The 14,599-nt window shown below is 72.5% G+C and carries 19 protein-coding genes; 7 read left to right on the forward strand and 12 right to left on the reverse strand.

Going from position 1 to position 14,599, the window contains the following annotated elements; translation table 11 throughout:
* Nucleotides 1-97 precede the first annotated feature (97 nt).
* The 3 genes from CVS47_RS16120 to CVS47_RS16130 are packed head-to-tail and all read right to left on the reverse strand — an operon-like array spanning nt 98 to nt 3,370.
* A complete protein-coding gene (locus CVS47_RS16120; RefSeq protein WP_127097436.1) occupies nt 98-1,096 on the reverse strand; it encodes an alpha-ketoacid dehydrogenase subunit beta in 999 nt (332 codons plus the stop codon).
* Nucleotides 1,097-1,113: 17 nt separating this feature from the next.
* Nucleotides 1,114-2,244, reverse strand: coding sequence for a thiamine pyrophosphate-dependent dehydrogenase E1 component subunit alpha (locus CVS47_RS16125; protein ID WP_127097000.1), 1,131 nt, complete (start codon nt 2,242-2,244; stop codon nt 1,114-1,116).
* 4 nt (nt 2,245-2,248) lie between these two features.
* On the reverse strand, nt 2,249-3,370 hold the full coding sequence (locus CVS47_RS16130; protein WP_277600944.1) for a histidinol-phosphate transaminase: 1,122 nt from the start codon (nt 3,368-3,370) through the stop codon (nt 2,249-2,251).
* An 81-nt stretch (nt 3,371-3,451) separates the two neighbouring features.
* On the opposite strand from CVS47_RS16130, the gene CVS47_RS16135 reads away from it, so the two are divergent.
* Nucleotides 3,452-3,847: a phage holin family protein gene (locus CVS47_RS16135; protein ID WP_127097002.1), complete on the forward strand. Its 396-nt coding sequence runs from the start codon at nt 3,452-3,454 to the stop codon at nt 3,845-3,847.
* Here the strand turns inward: CVS47_RS16135 and CVS47_RS16140 are convergent.
* A complete protein-coding gene (locus tag CVS47_RS16140; protein ID WP_241240203.1) occupies nt 3,816-5,201 on the reverse strand; it encodes a hypothetical protein in 1,386 nt (461 codons plus the stop codon). The genes CVS47_RS16135 and CVS47_RS16140 overlap by 32 nt on opposite strands.
* A 102-nt stretch (nt 5,202-5,303) precedes the next feature.
* Complete coding sequence (locus tag CVS47_RS16965; RefSeq protein WP_241240204.1) at nt 5,304-5,579, reverse strand: hypothetical protein; 276 nt, start codon at nt 5,577-5,579, stop codon at nt 5,304-5,306.
* A 114-nt stretch (nt 5,580-5,693) separates the two neighbouring features.
* On the opposite strand from CVS47_RS16965, the gene CVS47_RS16970 reads away from it, so the two are divergent.
* Entirely contained in the window at nt 5,694-6,227 is a 534-nt protein-coding gene (locus CVS47_RS16970) for a low molecular weight protein-tyrosine-phosphatase (protein ID WP_277600945.1), read from the forward strand.
* Nucleotides 6,228-6,242: 15 nt separating this feature from the next.
* Nucleotides 6,243-7,634, forward strand: a complete 1,392-nt coding sequence (gene purB, locus CVS47_RS16150) for an adenylosuccinate lyase (RefSeq protein ID WP_127097005.1) — start codon at nt 6,243-6,245, stop codon at nt 7,632-7,634.
* A gap of 18 nt (nt 7,635-7,652) precedes the next feature.
* Here the strand turns inward: purB and CVS47_RS16155 are convergent, their stop codons facing one another.
* From CVS47_RS16155 to CVS47_RS16175, 5 genes are all read right to left on the reverse strand, one after another.
* Nucleotides 7,653-8,480 carry an SGNH/GDSL hydrolase family protein gene (locus tag CVS47_RS16155; protein ID WP_127097006.1) on the reverse strand — a complete coding sequence of 276 codons (828 nt, stop codon included), beginning with the start codon at nt 8,478-8,480 and terminating at the stop codon, nt 7,653-7,655.
* A gap of 60 nt (nt 8,481-8,540) precedes the next feature.
* A complete protein-coding gene (locus tag CVS47_RS16160) occupies nt 8,541-8,888 on the reverse strand; it encodes an amino acid transporter (protein WP_127097007.1) in 348 nt (115 codons plus the stop codon).
* Nucleotides 8,885-9,616: an acyl-CoA synthetase gene (locus tag CVS47_RS16165; RefSeq protein WP_241240205.1), complete on the reverse strand. Its 732-nt coding sequence runs from the start codon at nt 9,614-9,616 to the stop codon at nt 8,885-8,887. Before CVS47_RS16165 ends, CVS47_RS16160 begins: the two co-directional genes overlap by 4 nt.
* A gap of 127 nt (nt 9,617-9,743) precedes the next feature.
* The gene (locus CVS47_RS16170; RefSeq protein ID WP_127097008.1) at nt 9,744-10,295 is read right to left on the reverse strand and encodes a YbaK/EbsC family protein; all 552 of its coding nucleotides are present in this window, start codon (nt 10,293-10,295) and stop codon (nt 9,744-9,746) included.
* Between the two features lie 89 nt (nt 10,296-10,384).
* Complete coding sequence (locus CVS47_RS16175) at nt 10,385-10,672, reverse strand: hypothetical protein (protein WP_241240206.1); 288 nt, start codon at nt 10,670-10,672, stop codon at nt 10,385-10,387.
* A 114-nt stretch (nt 10,673-10,786) separates the two neighbouring features.
* On the opposite strand from CVS47_RS16175, the gene CVS47_RS16180 reads away from it, so the two are divergent.
* Nucleotides 10,787-11,047, forward strand: a complete 261-nt coding sequence (locus tag CVS47_RS16180; RefSeq protein WP_127097010.1) for a hypothetical protein — start codon at nt 10,787-10,789, stop codon at nt 11,045-11,047.
* On the opposite strand, the gene CVS47_RS16185 is transcribed toward CVS47_RS16180, so the two are convergent.
* Nucleotides 11,038-12,231 carry a MalY/PatB family protein gene (locus tag CVS47_RS16185; RefSeq protein WP_127097011.1) on the reverse strand — a complete coding sequence of 398 codons (1,194 nt, stop codon included), beginning with the start codon at nt 12,229-12,231 and terminating at the stop codon, nt 11,038-11,040. The two genes, CVS47_RS16180 and CVS47_RS16185, sit on opposite strands and share 10 nt — an antisense overlap.
* 198 nt (nt 12,232-12,429) lie before the next feature.
* Between CVS47_RS16185 and CVS47_RS16190 the strand changes: the two genes are divergently transcribed.
* A complete protein-coding gene (locus CVS47_RS16190) occupies nt 12,430-12,873 on the forward strand; it encodes an iron chaperone (RefSeq protein WP_338142375.1) in 444 nt (147 codons plus the stop codon).
* A 52-nt stretch (nt 12,874-12,925) separates the two neighbouring features.
* Nucleotides 12,926-13,684 (forward strand): SDR family NAD(P)-dependent oxidoreductase, encoded by a 759-nt coding sequence (locus CVS47_RS16195; RefSeq protein ID WP_127097012.1) that lies wholly within the window; start codon nt 12,926-12,928, stop codon nt 13,682-13,684.
* Nucleotides 13,685-13,696: 12 nt separating this feature from the next.
* On the opposite strand, the gene CVS47_RS16200 is transcribed toward CVS47_RS16195, so the two are convergent.
* Nucleotides 13,697-14,074: a TfoX/Sxy family protein gene (locus CVS47_RS16200; protein ID WP_127097013.1), complete on the reverse strand. Its 378-nt coding sequence runs from the start codon at nt 14,072-14,074 to the stop codon at nt 13,697-13,699.
* 131 nt (nt 14,075-14,205) lie between these two features.
* On the opposite strand from CVS47_RS16200, the gene CVS47_RS16205 reads away from it, so the two are divergent.
* Nucleotides 14,206-14,598 carry an ester cyclase gene (locus tag CVS47_RS16205; protein WP_127097014.1) on the forward strand — a complete coding sequence of 131 codons (393 nt, stop codon included), beginning with the start codon at nt 14,206-14,208 and terminating at the stop codon, nt 14,596-14,598.
* Nucleotide 14,599 lies beyond the last annotated feature (1 nt).

Genomic DNA, 14,599 nt, shown 5'->3' on the forward strand with positions numbered 1-14,599 from the left:
GCTCAGGTGCAGTTTCGCGGGGGTGGGGGTCGCGGGGGTGCGGGCCGCGGGGGTGGGGGTCGCGGGGGTGGGGGCGGTCATGGGCTGGCGGGGCGGATCAGTAGGCCAGCGCGCGGTCGACGGCTTCGAGGATGCGGTCGGCGTCGGGCAGGTAGACGCCTTCGAGCTTCGCGGGCGGGAACGGGGTGTTGAAGCCGGACACGCGCAGCACCGGCGCCTCGAGCGAGTAGAACGCCCGCTCCATGACGGTGGCGCTGATCTCGCTTCCGAGCGACACGAATCCGGGGGCCTCCTGCGCGTAGACCATACGACCGGTGCGGCGGACCGAGTCGAGGATGGGCCCGTAGTCCACCGGCGACAGCGACCGCAGATCGATGACCTCGACGCTCGTGCCCTCCGATTCCGCGAGCGCCGCGGCCTGGAGAGCGGTGGCGACCATCGCGCCGTGCGCGACGAGGGTGACGTCGGTGCCGCGGCGGACGATGCGACTCGCGTGCAGCGGGAGCGCGGGGGCCGCGACATCCACTTCTCCCTTGACCCAGTAGCGGCTCTTGGGCTCGAGGAAGATGACCGGATCGGGCGAGGCGATGGCCTGCTGCATCATCCAGTACGCGTCGTTCGCGGTCGACGGGCTCACCACGCGCAGTCCGGGGGTGTGGGTGAAGTACGTCTCCGGGCTCTCCTGGTGATGCTCCACCGCGCCGATGTGCCCGCCGTACGGGATGCGGATCACGACGGGCAGCTGGAGCGCACCTTCGTGGCGGTACGTCAGCTTGGCGAGCTGCGCGGTGATCTGGTCGAAGGCGGGGAACACGAAGCCGTCGAACTGGATCTCGCAGACGGGGCGGAAGCCGCCCATGGCGAGGCCGATCGCGGTGCCCACGATCGCGGACTCCGCGAGGGGCGTGTCGATCACCCGTCTCTCGCCGAAGTCGGCCTGCAGACCCTCGGTGACGCGGAACACGCCGCCGAGGCGGCCGATGTCCTCGCCCATGAGGAGCACGCGGTCGGACTCCTCCATCGCGCGGCGCATGCCGGCGTTCAGCGCGCGGCTGATCGGCAGCGTGATGGGAGCGGGGGCCGCGGCATCCGTCATGTCGGTCGTCTCGAGCGTCATGATGCGCCCTCCTCGAAGGATGCCTCGTACCGGGCCAGCCACGCGCGCTCCTCGTCGACGAGCGGATGCGGGGAGGCGTAGACGTTGTCGAAGATCTGGGCCGTCTGCAGGGTCTCGAGGGCGACGGTGCGCACGCGGACGTCGTCGGCGAGCGCCCGGCCCTCGGCCTCGACGTCGGCGAAGAACGCGTCGGAGGCGCCGCGTCCGCGCAGGAAGAGGCGCATCCGCTCGATCGGATCCCGCAGCGCCCAGGACTGCTCCTCCTCGGCGGTGCGGTACTTCGTCGGGTCGTCGCTCGTGGTGTGAGCACCCATCCGGTAGGTCATCGCCTCGATCGCGCGCGGGCCCTCGCCGGCGCGCGCCTCGTCGAGGGCGACGCGCGAGACGGCGTAGCTGGCGAGCACGTCGTTGCCGTCGACCTGGATGCTCGGGATGCCGATCCCCTCGCCGCGGCGGTAGAGCGGTGTGCGCGACTGCGTCGAGACGGGCACCGAGATGGCCCACTGGTTGTTCTGCAGGAAGAACACCTCGGGCGTGCGGTAGCTCGCGGCGAACACCATCGCCTCGTGCACGTCGCCCTGGCTCGAGGCGCCGTCGCCGTAGTAGACGATGACGGCTTCGTCGCGCTCGGGGTCGCCCGTGCCGCATCGGCCGTCGAACGCCATGCTCATGGCGAGGCCCGTGGCGTGCAGCGTCTGTGCGCCGAGCACCAGCGTGTAGAGGTGCGTGTTGCCGTTCTTCGGGTCGAAGGGGTTCCACCCGCCGTGGGTCAGGCCGCGCATGACGCGGATGATGTCGAGCATGTCGACCCCGCGGATGCGCGCGACGACGTGCTCGCGGTAGGAGGGGAAGAGGTGGTCCTGCGGGCGGGCGGCGCGGGCCGATCCGACCTGCGCGGCCTCCTGGCCGAAGCTCGGCGGCCAGAGGGCCAGCTGCCCCTGCCGCTGGAGGTTCGTCGCCTGCTGGTCGAAGGCGCGGATGACGGCCATGTCGCGGTAGAAGCGCTCGAGGTCGGCGTCGCTGAGCGCCTCGATGATCGGGAGGTACGGCTCGGCGGCGGCCGTGTGGGCCAGCGACCCGTCGGCCGCCAGCACGCGCACGAGCGCGGGATCTTCGGACGGAGTCACGGTCCTACGCTAACGCCCGACCCGCGTGGGCTTCTGGGAGGGTCTGGACAACGGATGCCGCGATCCGTAGGACCTTCTCGACAGACTCCTCCTCGCCTACCGAGATGCGCATGCCCTCGCCCGCGAAGGGTCGGACGATGAGGCCCTCCTCTTCGAAGGCCGCGGCGGCGGCCAGGGTGTCGGCGCCGGTCGGCAGCCAGACGAAGTTGCCCTGCGCGTCGGGGACGCGCCAGCCGGCCTGGCGGAGCCCTGCGGCGAGCGCGTCGCGCCGGGCGGAGATGTGGCGCACCCGCTCCAGCAGTTCGGACTCGGCGGCAAGGCTCGCCAGCGCCGCCTCCTCGGCCTGCGCGGTGACCGACAGCGGGATGCTCGTGCTGCGCGCGGCGTCGAGGATGCGGGAGTCGCCGATGGCGTAGCCGACCCGGAGTCCGGCGAGCCCGAACGCCTTCGAGAACGTGCGGAGGGCGACGACGTTCGGGTGGCGCGAGACGCCGAGCACCCTCATGCCGTCGACGGAGCCCGGCGCGGTGACGAACTCCGCGTAGGCCTCGTCGAGGATGATCAGGACGTCCTTCGGGACGGATGCCACGAACTGCTCGAACTCGTCGTGCGTCACCGCGGTGCCGGTCGGGTTGTTCGGGCTGCACACGATGACCGCGCGCGTGCGGTCGGTCACGGCCGCGGCCATCGCCGGCAGGTCGTGGCGCGCGTCCTCGGTGAGCGGCACCTCGACGGGGGTGGCGCCCGCGATGAGGACGAGTCCGGGGTAGGCCTCGAACGATCTCCACGCGTAGACGATCTCGTCGCCGGGACCGGAGACGGCGAGCATGAGCTGCGCCAGGATCGACACGCTGCCGGCGCCGATGTGCACGCCGTCGGGGTCGACGCCGAATCGCGTGGCGAGACGGTGGCGCAGACGGGAGGCCGTGGCATCCGGGTATCGGTTGACCGCGACCGTGGCCCGCAGCGCCTCGACGACCCCGGGAAGCGGATCGAACGGGTTCTCGTTGCTGGAGAGCTTGAACGCGTCGGCGCCGGCCTGCTTGCCCTGGCGATAGGGCGGCAGCGCCGCGATCTCGGGGCGGATGCGGACGGGGGCGGGGCGGGGGCCCTGTTCGTCTGTCACCCGTCCGAGTCTAGGAGCGCGGGTGCGCCGGAGACGAGAGGGCACGGTGTGCGCCGCGGCGGCCCGTGGGATCATGTGGCCATGCGCTTCCTCATCCGCGTCGTCATCAACGCCTTCGCGATCTGGGTCGTCACCCTGATCCCCGCGCTGCAGGTGCGGGTCATCGCCTTCCCGCCCGGAGACACGCTGCAGCTCGTGCTGACGCTGCTGCTGGTGGCGGTGATCTTCGCCCTCGTCAACTCGATCATCGGCACGGTCATCAAGGTGCTGGCGTTCCCGCTGTACGTCCTGACGCTCGGCCTCATCGGGCTGGTCATCAACGCGTTCCTCCTCTGGCTGACGGCGTGGATCACCTCGTTCTGGAGCTGGGGCCTGCGGGTCGAGGACTTCTGGTGGGGCGTGGTCGCGGCGATCATCATCTCGCTGATCAACTGGGTGTTCGGCCTCATCCTGCGCCCGGAGAAGAAGCGGGACTGAGCGGCGCAGGCCCGGGCTGCGGGTGCGGCGCGGCCGGCACGGGCAGCACGCGCGCGGCGGAGTACTCCGTCACCTGCACGCTCGTCGCGGTGCCGAGCTCGTCGAAGACCGCACGGACGCCGTCCATGCGGGGATCGCCCGAGCGGTCGAGCATGCCGGCGGTCTGCACGTAGCCGTCCATGCCGTGGGCGGGGAGCCCCAGATCGCGGACTCCGCCGGCTGGATCCGCCTCGCGCCGGGCGACGAAGCTCCCGGGCGCGCCGACCGCCTCGCGGTGGCCTCCGCCCTGCAGAGCCGCGACCGGGTCGTCGGTGTGCGCCACCGCGACGCTGAGCGTGCCGCCGCCCACGTCGGCCTCGACCGGCGAGCCGAACGTCACGTGCGTGCGGGCGTCGTACCCGGCCTCGAGCGCGACGTGCGCGGTGATCATCGCTCCCTGCGAGTGCCCGAAGTCGTGCAGCACGTCCCCGGGCTGCGCCCCGGCCTGCCGCAGCGCCTCGAGCGTCGCCTGGTAGGAGGCGGAGGAGACCCCGGCGTAGAGCTGGACGTTGGACAGCTCGTCGAAGGGGTCGTCGCCGCCGAACCCGGCCGGCGCCTGCGTGCCCGCGACGTAGAGGGCGAACTGCCGCGAGCCGTCGGGCATCGTGTACTTCTCGACCCGGATGCGTGACTCCCCTCCGCCGGGGATGCGCTCCGCAGCCTGCGCCAGCGTGGCCGGCGCGCTCGTGCGGCGCGTCGGGGCGAGGGGTCGCACCTGCACCGCGGCCGGCATGGCCGTCAGGCGCTCGCCGGACGGGATCGTCCCTCCGCCGATGCGCCGGACCGTCTGCCAGGCGCTGTAGGCGCCCGCGCCCGAGAGGAGCGCACCCCCGAACGGCAGCCACCAGGTTCCGGTGGCCGACTGCTTCGCGAGGTCGAGCGGCCACCCCGCCTCGGCGGCCATCACCGCCGCCCGTGCCGACAGGAGGGCGCCAGGGTGCCGGCGCTCGAGCGCGGCGATGGCGGCGTCCCATCGGGCCGCGGCGACCTCGTCGCCGCCCGCGGCGGCCAGGGCGCGCTGCGCCTGCAGCTCCACGAGGTCGTACACGGCCGCAGCATGGCGGAGCTCGGCGTCGAACCCCTCGGCCCGCGTGCGCTCGGCGTGGATGCGCACGACGAGGTCGGCGATGCGGGCGCTCAGGTGCCACTCCTCGCGGGGAAGCCGCCCCACGAGCGCTCCGGCCGAGCCGGCCACGGCGGCGATGTCGTCGAGCTCGCGGCCGAGCACGCCGAACCCGTCCGCCGCCACGCGCAGCGTCTCGCTGTCGACCGACACCGCCCCGCCGCCGCGGATGTCGAGGTCGCCGTCACCCACGGAACCCGCCGCCCGCCATGCGCCACGCGTCGGTGGCGCGGCACCCGCCCATCACACGCGGCCCACCCCGCACGCACCGGCATCGCGACGCGCGCTGCACGCTCAGCACACGCCACCCACCACGCGACGCAGCTGCGCCCACCAGAGGTCGTCGCCCACGGCTGCGGCGATCGCCTCGACGCTCCCGACGTCGCTGCGCCACGCACTGACGGCGTCGCGGAACCGCCGCTGCGCCGGGGTGCTCCACGCGGTCAGCTCGCAGAGCCGCGTCGCGCTCGCGGCCGCATCGGCGAGCCGCGCTACCACCTCCTCCAGCCGCGACCGCGCCAGGGCGAGGTCGGCGGCGTCATCCGCGGTGCAGGGCGGGTCGAGCGGCATGATCCGATCGTGGCCGGCCGGGGCGCAGCATCCGTGTCCCCTCCCCCGCATTCGGGGGAATCTAGCGGGATCCCCATCCTGTGCAGGAGCGCACGGGCACGCCATGATGGCAGGGTGACCGCGAGCGCCCAGGAGCCGTTCCGCGTCGTCTTCGTCTGCACCGGCAACATCTGCCGGTCGCCGATGGCCGACATCGTGTTCCGGCAGCTGGCCCGCGAGGCGGGTCTGGGGGATCGGGTCGGCTCCTCCAGCGCCGGCACGGCGGACTTCCATGTCGGCGAGCCTGCCGACCACCGCACCCTCGCCGCGCTGCAGCGGCGCGGGTACGACGGCCGCCGACACCGCGGCCGTCAGTTCTCGCACGACGACTTCGTGCGCAACGACCTCGTCGTGGCCCTCGATCGCAGCCACGAGCGGATCCTGCACGGCTGGGCGCGCTCGGAGGCCGACACCGGCAAGATCGCCCTCCTACTGTCGTTCGACCGCAGCGCGGGCACGCTCGACGTGCCCGATCCGTACTATGCCGGGCCCGGAATGTTCGATGAGGTCCTCGGTATGATCGAGGCCGCAGGCAGGTCGCTGTTCCATCAGCTCGAGCCGGCGATCCGCCCGTCGGCTCCGACAGGGCCTTCCACCACCCCGCAGTGACAGGACGGCAGATCCGTGCCCGCTCTCCCCCCTCAGCCCCTCAGCCCCCTCGACGGGCGCTACCGCGCACAGGTCGCCGGCCTGACGGACCACCTGTCGGAGGCCGGGCTGAACCGCGCCCGTGTCGAGGTCGAGGTCGAGTGGCTCATCGTCCTGACCGACCGCGCCCTCTTCGGCACCTCGCCGCTGTCGGAGGAGGGCAAGGCGCGGCTGCGCGCCCTGTACCTCGACTTCGGTCAGGCCGAGATCGACTGGCTGGCCGACAAGGAGGCCGTCACCCGGCACGACGTGAAGGCCGTCGAATACCTCGTGCGCGACCGCCTCACCGAGCTCGGACTCGACGGGATCGCCGAGCTCACGCACTTCGCCTGCACGAGCGAGGACGTCAACTCCGCCTCCTACGCCCTGACCGTCCGCCGTGCGGTGCTGGAGGTCTGGCTGCCCCGGCTCGAGCAGGTCATCGCGACCCTCCGCGAGCTCGCCGAGCAGCACCGCGATGCGCCGATGCTCGCCCGCACGCACGGCCAGCCGGCCACTCCGACCACGATGGGCAAGGAGCTCGCGGTGTTCGCGTGGCGGCTCGAGCGCGTCGCGGCGCAGGTGCGCGGCACCGACTTCCTCGCGAAGTTCTCCGGCGCCACCGGCACCTGGTCCGCGCACGTCGCCGCCGAGCCCGACGTCGACTGGCCCGAGCTGAGCCGCGCGTTCATCGAGGGCCTCGGCATCGGCTTCAACCCGCTGACGACGCAGATCGAGTCGCACGACTGGCAGGTCGAGCTGTACGACCGCATCCGGCACGCCGGCGGCATCCTGCACAACCTCGCGACGGACATCTGGACCTACATCTCGCTCGCGTACTTCACGCAGATCCCCGTGGCCGGGGCCACCGGCTCGTCGACGATGCCCCACAAGATCAACCCGATCCGATTCGAGAACGCCGAGGCGAACCTCGAGATCTCGGGCGGCCTGCTGGCGACCCTGGCCGGCACGCTCGTCACCAGCCGCCTGCAGCGCGACCTCACCGACTCGACCACGCAGCGCAACATCGGCGTCGCCCTCGGGCACTCGCTGCTGGCACTCGACAACCTCCAGCGCGGTCTCGGCGAGATCTCGCTGGCGCAGCCGGTGCTCGACGCCGACCTGGAGGCGAACCAGGAGGTGCTCGCCGAGGCGATCCAGACGGTCGTGCGCGCCGAGATCGCCGCCGGCCGCTCGCAGATCAGCGACCCCTACGCGCTGCTGAAGGACCTCACGCGGGGCCGCCGGGTGGGTGCGGACGACATGGCCGCCTTCGTGAAGGGCCTCGACATCGGGGATGCTGCACGCGAGCGTCTGCTCGCCCTCACCCCGCGTACCTACACCGGTCTCGCCTCGCAGCTGGTCGACCTGCGCCACGACGAAAGCTGACGCTGCCGGCTGCGCACGTCAGCTCTGCGGCGCGTGGTGGCCGAATGCGGCGCGGTCGTGCACGCCCAGCGCGCGCAGCACGGACGGCACGATCGCCGTCGCGGTGCGTCGGTAGCCGAGCGCCGACGGGTGGAACCGGTCGAGACTGAACATCTCGTCGGGGTTGGTGATGAAGAACGGCCCGACCACCGCGGCCAGGTCGACCGCGTACGCCCCGAGCGCGACCGCGGCGGTGCGCTGAGCGGCGGCAAGCTGACGCGACGCCCGGCCCCCGAGCGCGCGCAGCGGCTGCGGCACCGGGCGCAGGGCGCCGAGGTCAGGACACGTTCCCACCACCACGACGGCCCCTCGCCGCTGCAGCTCGCGGACGGCGTCGCCGAGGTGACGCACGGAGACCTCGACCGGCACGCGGTGCGTCACGTCGTTGCCGCCGACCACGATCACCGCGACGTCGCCGACGTCCGCCGCGGGCAGACGGGTGAGCTGCTCCGCGAGCATGGAGGACTCTGCGCCGACGACGGCGACCGTGCGCAGCTCGACCGCGCGTCCGGTCGCCCGGCTGATGCCCTTCGCCAGCCGCGCGCCGAGCGTCTCGGACGGCTGCACCGCACCGAGTCCGGCGGCGATGGAGTCGCCGAGCAGCACCAGCCGGACGGCATCGCCGCGCTTGCGCTTGTAGACACGGTCGGCGCTCGGCGCATCCTCCCCCAGCGGCTTGCCGATGAGCCGACGCGCGTGCGCCGCCTGGCGGGCGAGCACGACGCGGGCGGCGGCGGCGGTGCCCGCAACGACGCCGGCGCTCAGCAGCAGCGCGACGGGGAGGCGGGACGAGCGGAACGAAGCCATCGACTCCGTTCAATCACGCCCGGATGAACGCGAGGTGACGCAGAGTCGGATGCTTCGGGTTCAGCGACGCGGCGCGGGGCCCTCACCGGAGGCCGAGGCATCCGGAGTCGTGTCATCCTGCGCATGACGGTCGCTGTCGTACAGCACCGGGCGGTCGACCTGCTTGGTCACCTGCGCCGGATCGACGACCAGGAGCATCAGCGCGAGTCCCACCAGCACGACGATGAAGGTGATGCCCGCGACGATGAGCCCCACCAGCAGGGCATGCCCGGATTGCCCGTCCTGCCGCTGCTGGAAGAACCCCATCGAGATGAGCGTGACGATCCCGGCGAAGAGGGCGGCCCCGAAGGCGAGCCCGAGCAGCTGCACGGGCTTCATGAGATCGCGGCGGGTGGGCTTGTCGGTCATGCGGTGCCTCCCGGCGCCTCTTCGGTCGTCCGGAGGTCGGCGGACGCACGACTCGTCGAGGTGGATGCTGCGGCCTGCGCGACCGCGGACGATCCGTCTGTGGTGACGGCGTCGGCGTCGCGCCGCGGGGAGAACCCGGCGATCGCCAGGTACACCGCGACGATGGCCGCGTAGCCGCCGAGCACGCCGACGCCGATGGTGATGCCGGTGAGCGTGAAGCTCCGGTCCGCCTCGGCGATGTAGTACTGCAGCGCGTACTGCGTGGGCACGAACAGCAGGGCCGCTCCGAAGACGAGCGTGATGACCCCCACGGTGAGCGCGTCGCGGGCGGCCGCGCGCTCGGCCGAGACGCCCGGCGCCGCGGCGCGGAGGGCGCGTGCACCCGCGACCGTCTCGGTGAGACCGGTCGCCAGCGCCCACACGATCACCACGACGAAGAAGAGCGTGGTGGAGCGAGCGGTGGTGATGCCGCCGACCATTCCGGCGAGCAGGGAGACGATGCCCATCGTGACGCCGACCCACCGCTGCCCGGCGCGGAGGACGAGCCAGGCGGCGAGGCCGAAGATGAGGCCCGTCGCGATGGCGAAGCCGCTGAACACCGACAGGCCGATGCCCGCGGAGTGGTCGGGCGAGAAGGTGATCATGACCGCCGCGATCGCCGCGAACATCGCGCGGGCGAGCTGGACATGGCGCAGCTCGAAGGCGCGGGCGGGTGTGGCAGAGGTCACGACGGATCCAAAGAGAGAACGGGCGGCGTCATCCGAAGAGAGAACGGGGGATGACCCCATTCTAGATCGTCGGCTGTGCCCGGCTCCGGGGAGGCGTTCAGGTTCCGTCTCGGCCCCGGTGGCCGGTTCAGCCGGTCGGCTCCGGATCACGGGCCAGCCCGTCGATGAGCTCGACACCGGGCAGGGCCGCGAGCACCGCGCCCGGCAGGGCGATCTTGGAGGCGCGCAATCCGGAGCCGATGATCGCCTCCTCCAGCTCGGCCACGCGCACATCCATCAGAATCCGCCACGACGCGGGCAGCCCGAGCGGGGTGATGCCCCCGTACTCCATGCCCGTCGCGGCGACCGCGTCGTCCATCGCCGCGAAGCTCGCGCGCCGGGCGTCGAGGAGCTTGCGCACGACGCCGTTGACGTCGGCGCGCGTCGTGGCCAGGACCACGCAGGCGGCGGAGGTCGTGGTCTCGCCGCGACGTCCGGCGACGACCAGGCAGTTGGCCGAGGCCGCGAGGGCCATGTCGTAGGCGGCGCAGAACGCGGCGGTGTCGGCGAGCGCCGGGTCGATGGGCGCCACGCGGATGCGGTCGGCGAGCGACGGATCGAGCGCGGCGAGCGCCTCGCGCACGGGCACGGCGAGAAGCTCGGGCGCGCTGAGCGCGGGGACGAGGTCCAGTCGGGTCATGTCCTGCTCCTCGGGTGCGATGCGACTCACGCCAGACTACGGAGCGACGCGGCATCCGTCGTCCCGAACCGGCGCCGGTCGCATCGCGGTCACGTCGCGGGCCGTCGCCCCTGGTCGGCCGCGCGCACCGCCGAGGCCCACACCCAGGTCTTGAACTCCCGACCGCCGATGACGAAGCGGATGCCGACGGCGTGCGGCGTCCACGCGCACGCGTCGGCGCGCACCTGCACGGGAGTCTCGCCGAAGCGCACCCACGCTGTGACGGGGCGTGGACGCGGATCACGGGTGAACAGCTCGGCGTCGAGCTGCAGCTCGAGGTCGGAGAGGGTCTGAAGTGCGCCGGAGCGGGCGATGCGTTCGAGGACCCGCTCGTCCATCTGCCGATCGACGTGATCGGCGTACCTCCGGTTGGTCCCCACGACGGTTCCGCATCCTTCCCCGGCCACCGACGCTCTCGCGCTTGTCGAAACTTTGTTCTACCCTAGGCTCCCATGGACACCGCGAGAATCGATCATGAGGTCACGATATGGATGACCGGCGACATCCCCAGCAGGATGTTCTTCGCGGGGCGGCGATGGACGGTGACCGACGTGCCGACGCGTCTGCGCGAGTCGGTCTGGGCCTCCGGCGCGGCCCCGCGGCGCGGGCTCTACGGCTGGCGGTTCCAGGCGACGGACGTCGAGGGCGCGTCGTTCGTCTTCGACGTCTTCCGCGCCCAGGACTCCTGGCACGTGCACCGTTCCTACTGCTGAAGCGATGCCCGCTGCTGAGCCCGCCCGCGGTACGCCGCGCCCATCTGCTCGACCGCGCGCGCGATGATCGGCCGGGGCGTGGCGAAGACGAAGCGCAGGAAGCCCGTGCCGGCCGGTCCGCAGTCGCTGCCCTCGGTGAGTGCGACGCCGGCGTGGTCGCGGAAGAAGGCGGCGGGCGCGGCATCCAATCCCAGTCCTCGCGCGTCGAGCCAGCTGATGTAGGTGCCCTGCGGGGCCCGGTAGCCCATGCCGGGGAGCTCGGCGGCGAGCGCCTCACCGAGGAAGCGCCGGTTGCCGTCGAGGTAGTCGATCACACCGTCGAGCCAGGCGCCGCCCTCGGCGTAGGCGACGGTGTTGGCGATGACGCCGAGCGTGCTGGCGCCGTGGGAGGCCATCGGGCCGATGCGCTCCCACACGGCGGCGTCGTCGGGGTTGCTGATGATCAGCTGCGCGGTCTTGAGGCCGGGCAGGTTCCAGGCCTTCGAGGCCGAGGTCGCGGTGACCGTGTGCGCCGCCGTCGTGGGCGACACCGACGCGTAGGGCACGTGCGCGGAGCCGGCGTAGACCAGCGGCGCGTGGATCTCGTCGGAGAAGACACGGCCGCCGTGCCGCTCCACGACGAGCGACAGTGCCGTCAGCTCGTCGCGGGTGAAGACGCGACCCACCGGGTTGTAGGGGTTGCAGAGGATCATCATGCCGGCGCCGGAGGCGAAGGCGCGGTCGATGCCGTCGAGGTCGAGCGTGGAGCCGTGCTCGCCCTCGACGAGCGGCACCTGGATGATCTCGCGGCCCATCGTCAGCGGCACGGTGAGGAACGGCATGTACGACGGGGTCGGGAGGATGACGGCGGTGCCCGGCGCGCTGTAGTGCTCGATCGCGACCTCGAGACCCTTGATGACGTCGGCGATCGGGTGGATGTGGGCGGGATCGACGGTCCAGCCGTACCGGTCGCGGTGCCACGCGGCCGTGGCGGCGGACATCTCCGCGGCCAGCGCCGACGGCAGGTAGCCGAGCGCTCCCGCGTCGATGGCGGCGTGCAGCGCGGCGGTGATGGCCGGCGCCGTGCCGAAGTCCATCTCGGCCACGAAGGCGCCGATCTTGTCAGGGAAAAGCGACCACTTCATGCCGCCCCCGGCACGGAGCGCGTCGATGCCGACCGCGTCGAAGTCGAGGGTGTGCGACATGGATCCTCCTCGGTGCGCGGCGTCCGTTCCGCCGCTCCGACAGGCTATCCGTCTCCTGTGAGGGCGGCTTCGCGGCCCTGCGCGGGCGGCGCATCGGGGCGGGGGCACGCGACCGGTCAGGATCGGAGAAGCGGCGGAAGGGCTGCGGGCCTAGCGTGTGGGAGGGGCCGAACGGATCGGCCGCGACACTCGGGAGGAATGATGGCCGCCAAGGGCGCATCGGACGGACTCAGCCAGGACGAGCGCGACGCCGTCAAGCAGCGCGCGAAGGAGCTGCGCGAGCAGGAGAAGGCCGGCAAGAACCGCGAAGCGGGACTCGCCTCGGTCCGCAAGGCCATCGACGAGCTCGAGGCCGACGACAAGGTGCTGGCCGAGGGCCTGCACGCGGTGGTGACGGATGCCGCGCCCGCCCTGGTCCCGAAGACGTACTACGGCATGCCGGGCTACGCCGACGCGAACGGCAAGGTCGTCGTGTTCTTCCAGTCGTCGGCGAAGTTCAAGACGCGCTACTCCACCATCGGCTTCCAGGACAGCGCCGCGCTCGACGACGGCGACCTGTGGCCGATCGGATTCGCCGTGCGCGCCTGGACGCCGGCGGTGGAGGAGAAGATCACCGAGCTCATCACCACGGCCGTCTCGTGACGACGTCGCGTCTCGTCGTGCGGGCGGCTCGGGGTTCCGGCAGGCGGTCCGCGTGAGGGGCGTCCTGGTCACGGGCGCGGCCCGCGGCATCGGGGCCGCGGTCGCCCGGCGCTTCGCAGACGCAGGCGACCGGGTCGCCGTGCACTACGGCTCGTCGCGGGATGACGCCGAGGCGCTGGTCGCCGCGCTCCCCGGGAGCGGCCACGTCGCCCTCGGTGCCGACCTGGGTGATCCCGCCGTCTGCCGCCGGCTCGTCCAGGACGCGATCGCGGCGCTGGGATCGGTGGACGTGCTGGTCTGCAACGCCGGGGTCGCGCCGACCGCGACGAACCGGCACGTCGCCGGCGAAGCATCCGATCAGGACTGGGATGCCGCGTGGCACGAGATGACGCAGGTGAACCTCATCGGGCCGGCGGCTCTGGCGCACGCCGTCGCAGGTCACCTCATCGCCCGCGGCGCGTCGGGCGCGATCGTCAACGTCGGTTCGCGCGGCGCCTACCGCGGGGAGCCGGAGTACCCGGCCTACGGCGCGACGAAGGCGGCGCTGCACGCCATGGGGCAGTCGCTCGCCGTCTCGCTCGCGCCGCACGGCATCTCGGTGACCTCGGTCGCGCCCGGGTTCATCGCGACCGAGCGTCAGGCCGAGACGCTGTCGGGCGCCCGCGGGCAGGACATCCGCGCGCAGAGCCCGTGGGGACGCGTCGGCACGCCCGACGAGATCGCCGCCGCGGTCGAATGGCTCGCCTCGCCCGAGGCGCGCTGGTGCTCCGGCGCCGTGCTCGACGCGAACGGGGCCTCCTACCTGAGGTGACGCGCGTCCGCGTCAGGCCGTCGGCTGCGTGCCGGGTCCGTGACGCTCGAACCGGCGGCGGGCCTGGCCGACCCAGAAGTCGAGCACGCCGTCGTCGTCGAGGGACGCGGCGTCCACCTGGATCCACCCGACGCCCATCGACCGGCGCGGTCCCATGTCGGGACGGGATGCTTCGGGCCGGGCCACGAGGGCGGCATCGTCGTCGGCGTCCACCCGCACGAGGAGGCTGTGATCCTTGCGGACGGCGATCACCATCACCTCGTCGACCATCACCGCGTGGGTGCCGAACATCGCGGCCTCGCGGAGGTCGCCCGCCGGGAGGTGCGCCTCGATCCGATCGAGCAGCGTCCGCGTGAGCTCGTCGAGTGCCTTCGGCGTCTTCGCGGCCATGTCGCTCCCGTCTTCGCGCGGCTCCGTGTGATCGGAACCGTAGAGGCGTGCGCGTCACGGGCGCAAGAGGAGGGATGCCGCGGGTCGGCGCCGGGCGCCGCCGGGCCATGGTCGGCACCGAGAATGGGGGTGTGGAGTCCTGGGAGATGCGCGAGTGGCACGCCGCGTACCTCGAGGCCTGCAACCGGCACGACCTGCCGGCGATCCGGGCGTTCGTCGATCCGGCTGTACGCCGGGCGCATCTCCCCGGGGGCGTCGAGGCGTGGATCGAGGACATGGCCGAGCTCTTCCAGGCCTTCCCCGACTGGCAGTGGCGCCGCATCCAGCTCATCGTCGAAGACGACCGCCTCGCCTCCCACACCCGCGCCGGCGGCACCCATCTCGGCCCGCTCGGGGCGCTGGCGCCCACCCGCCGTCACGTGAACGTCGCCGAGTTCTCGATGCTCCGCATCGCCAACGGCCGCATCGTGGAGTTCTCGGGCACCGCCGACAACCGGGAGCTGCGCGGGCTGATCGAGCGCTGAG

The organism is Microbacterium lemovicicum (genome assembly GCF_003991875.1).
Classification (GTDB): Bacteria; Actinomycetota; Actinomycetes; order Actinomycetales; family Microbacteriaceae; genus Microbacterium; species Microbacterium lemovicicum.

Bases quoted from the DNA above. Each gene is read 5' to 3' on its own strand.
- CVS47_RS16200 (WP_127097013.1), bottom strand. From the start codon at position 14,074: ATGGCCGCGAAGACGCCGAAGGCACTCGACGAGCTCACGCGGACGCTG.
- CVS47_RS16185 (WP_127097011.1), bottom strand. From the start codon at position 12,231: ATGTCGCACACCCTCGACTTCGACGCGGTCGGCATCGACGCGCTCCGT.
- CVS47_RS16120 (WP_127097436.1), bottom strand. From the start codon at position 1,096: ATGACGGATGCCGCGGCCCCCGCTCCCATCACGCTGCCGATCAGCCGC.
- CVS47_RS16180 (WP_127097010.1), top strand. From the start codon at position 10,787: ATGGACACCGCGAGAATCGATCATGAGGTCACGATATGGATGACCGGC.
- CVS47_RS16160 (WP_127097007.1), bottom strand. From the start codon at position 8,888: ATGACCGACAAGCCCACCCGCCGCGATCTCATGAAGCCCGTGCAGCTG.
- CVS47_RS16190 (WP_338142375.1), top strand. From the start codon at position 12,430: ATGATGGCCGCCAAGGGCGCATCGGACGGACTCAGCCAGGACGAGCGC.
- CVS47_RS16170 (WP_127097008.1), bottom strand. From the start codon at position 10,295: ATGACCCGACTGGACCTCGTCCCCGCGCTCAGCGCGCCCGAGCTTCTC.
- CVS47_RS16135 (WP_127097002.1), top strand. From the start codon at position 3,452: ATGCGCTTCCTCATCCGCGTCGTCATCAACGCCTTCGCGATCTGGGTC.
- CVS47_RS16965 (WP_241240204.1), bottom strand. From the start codon at position 5,579: ATGCCGCTCGACCCGCCCTGCACCGCGGATGACGCCGCCGACCTCGCC.
- CVS47_RS16155 (WP_127097006.1), bottom strand. From the start codon at position 8,480: ATGGCTTCGTTCCGCTCGTCCCGCCTCCCCGTCGCGCTGCTGCTGAGC.
- CVS47_RS16175 (WP_241240206.1), bottom strand. From the start codon at position 10,672: ATGGACGAGCGGGTCCTCGAACGCATCGCCCGCTCCGGCGCACTTCAG.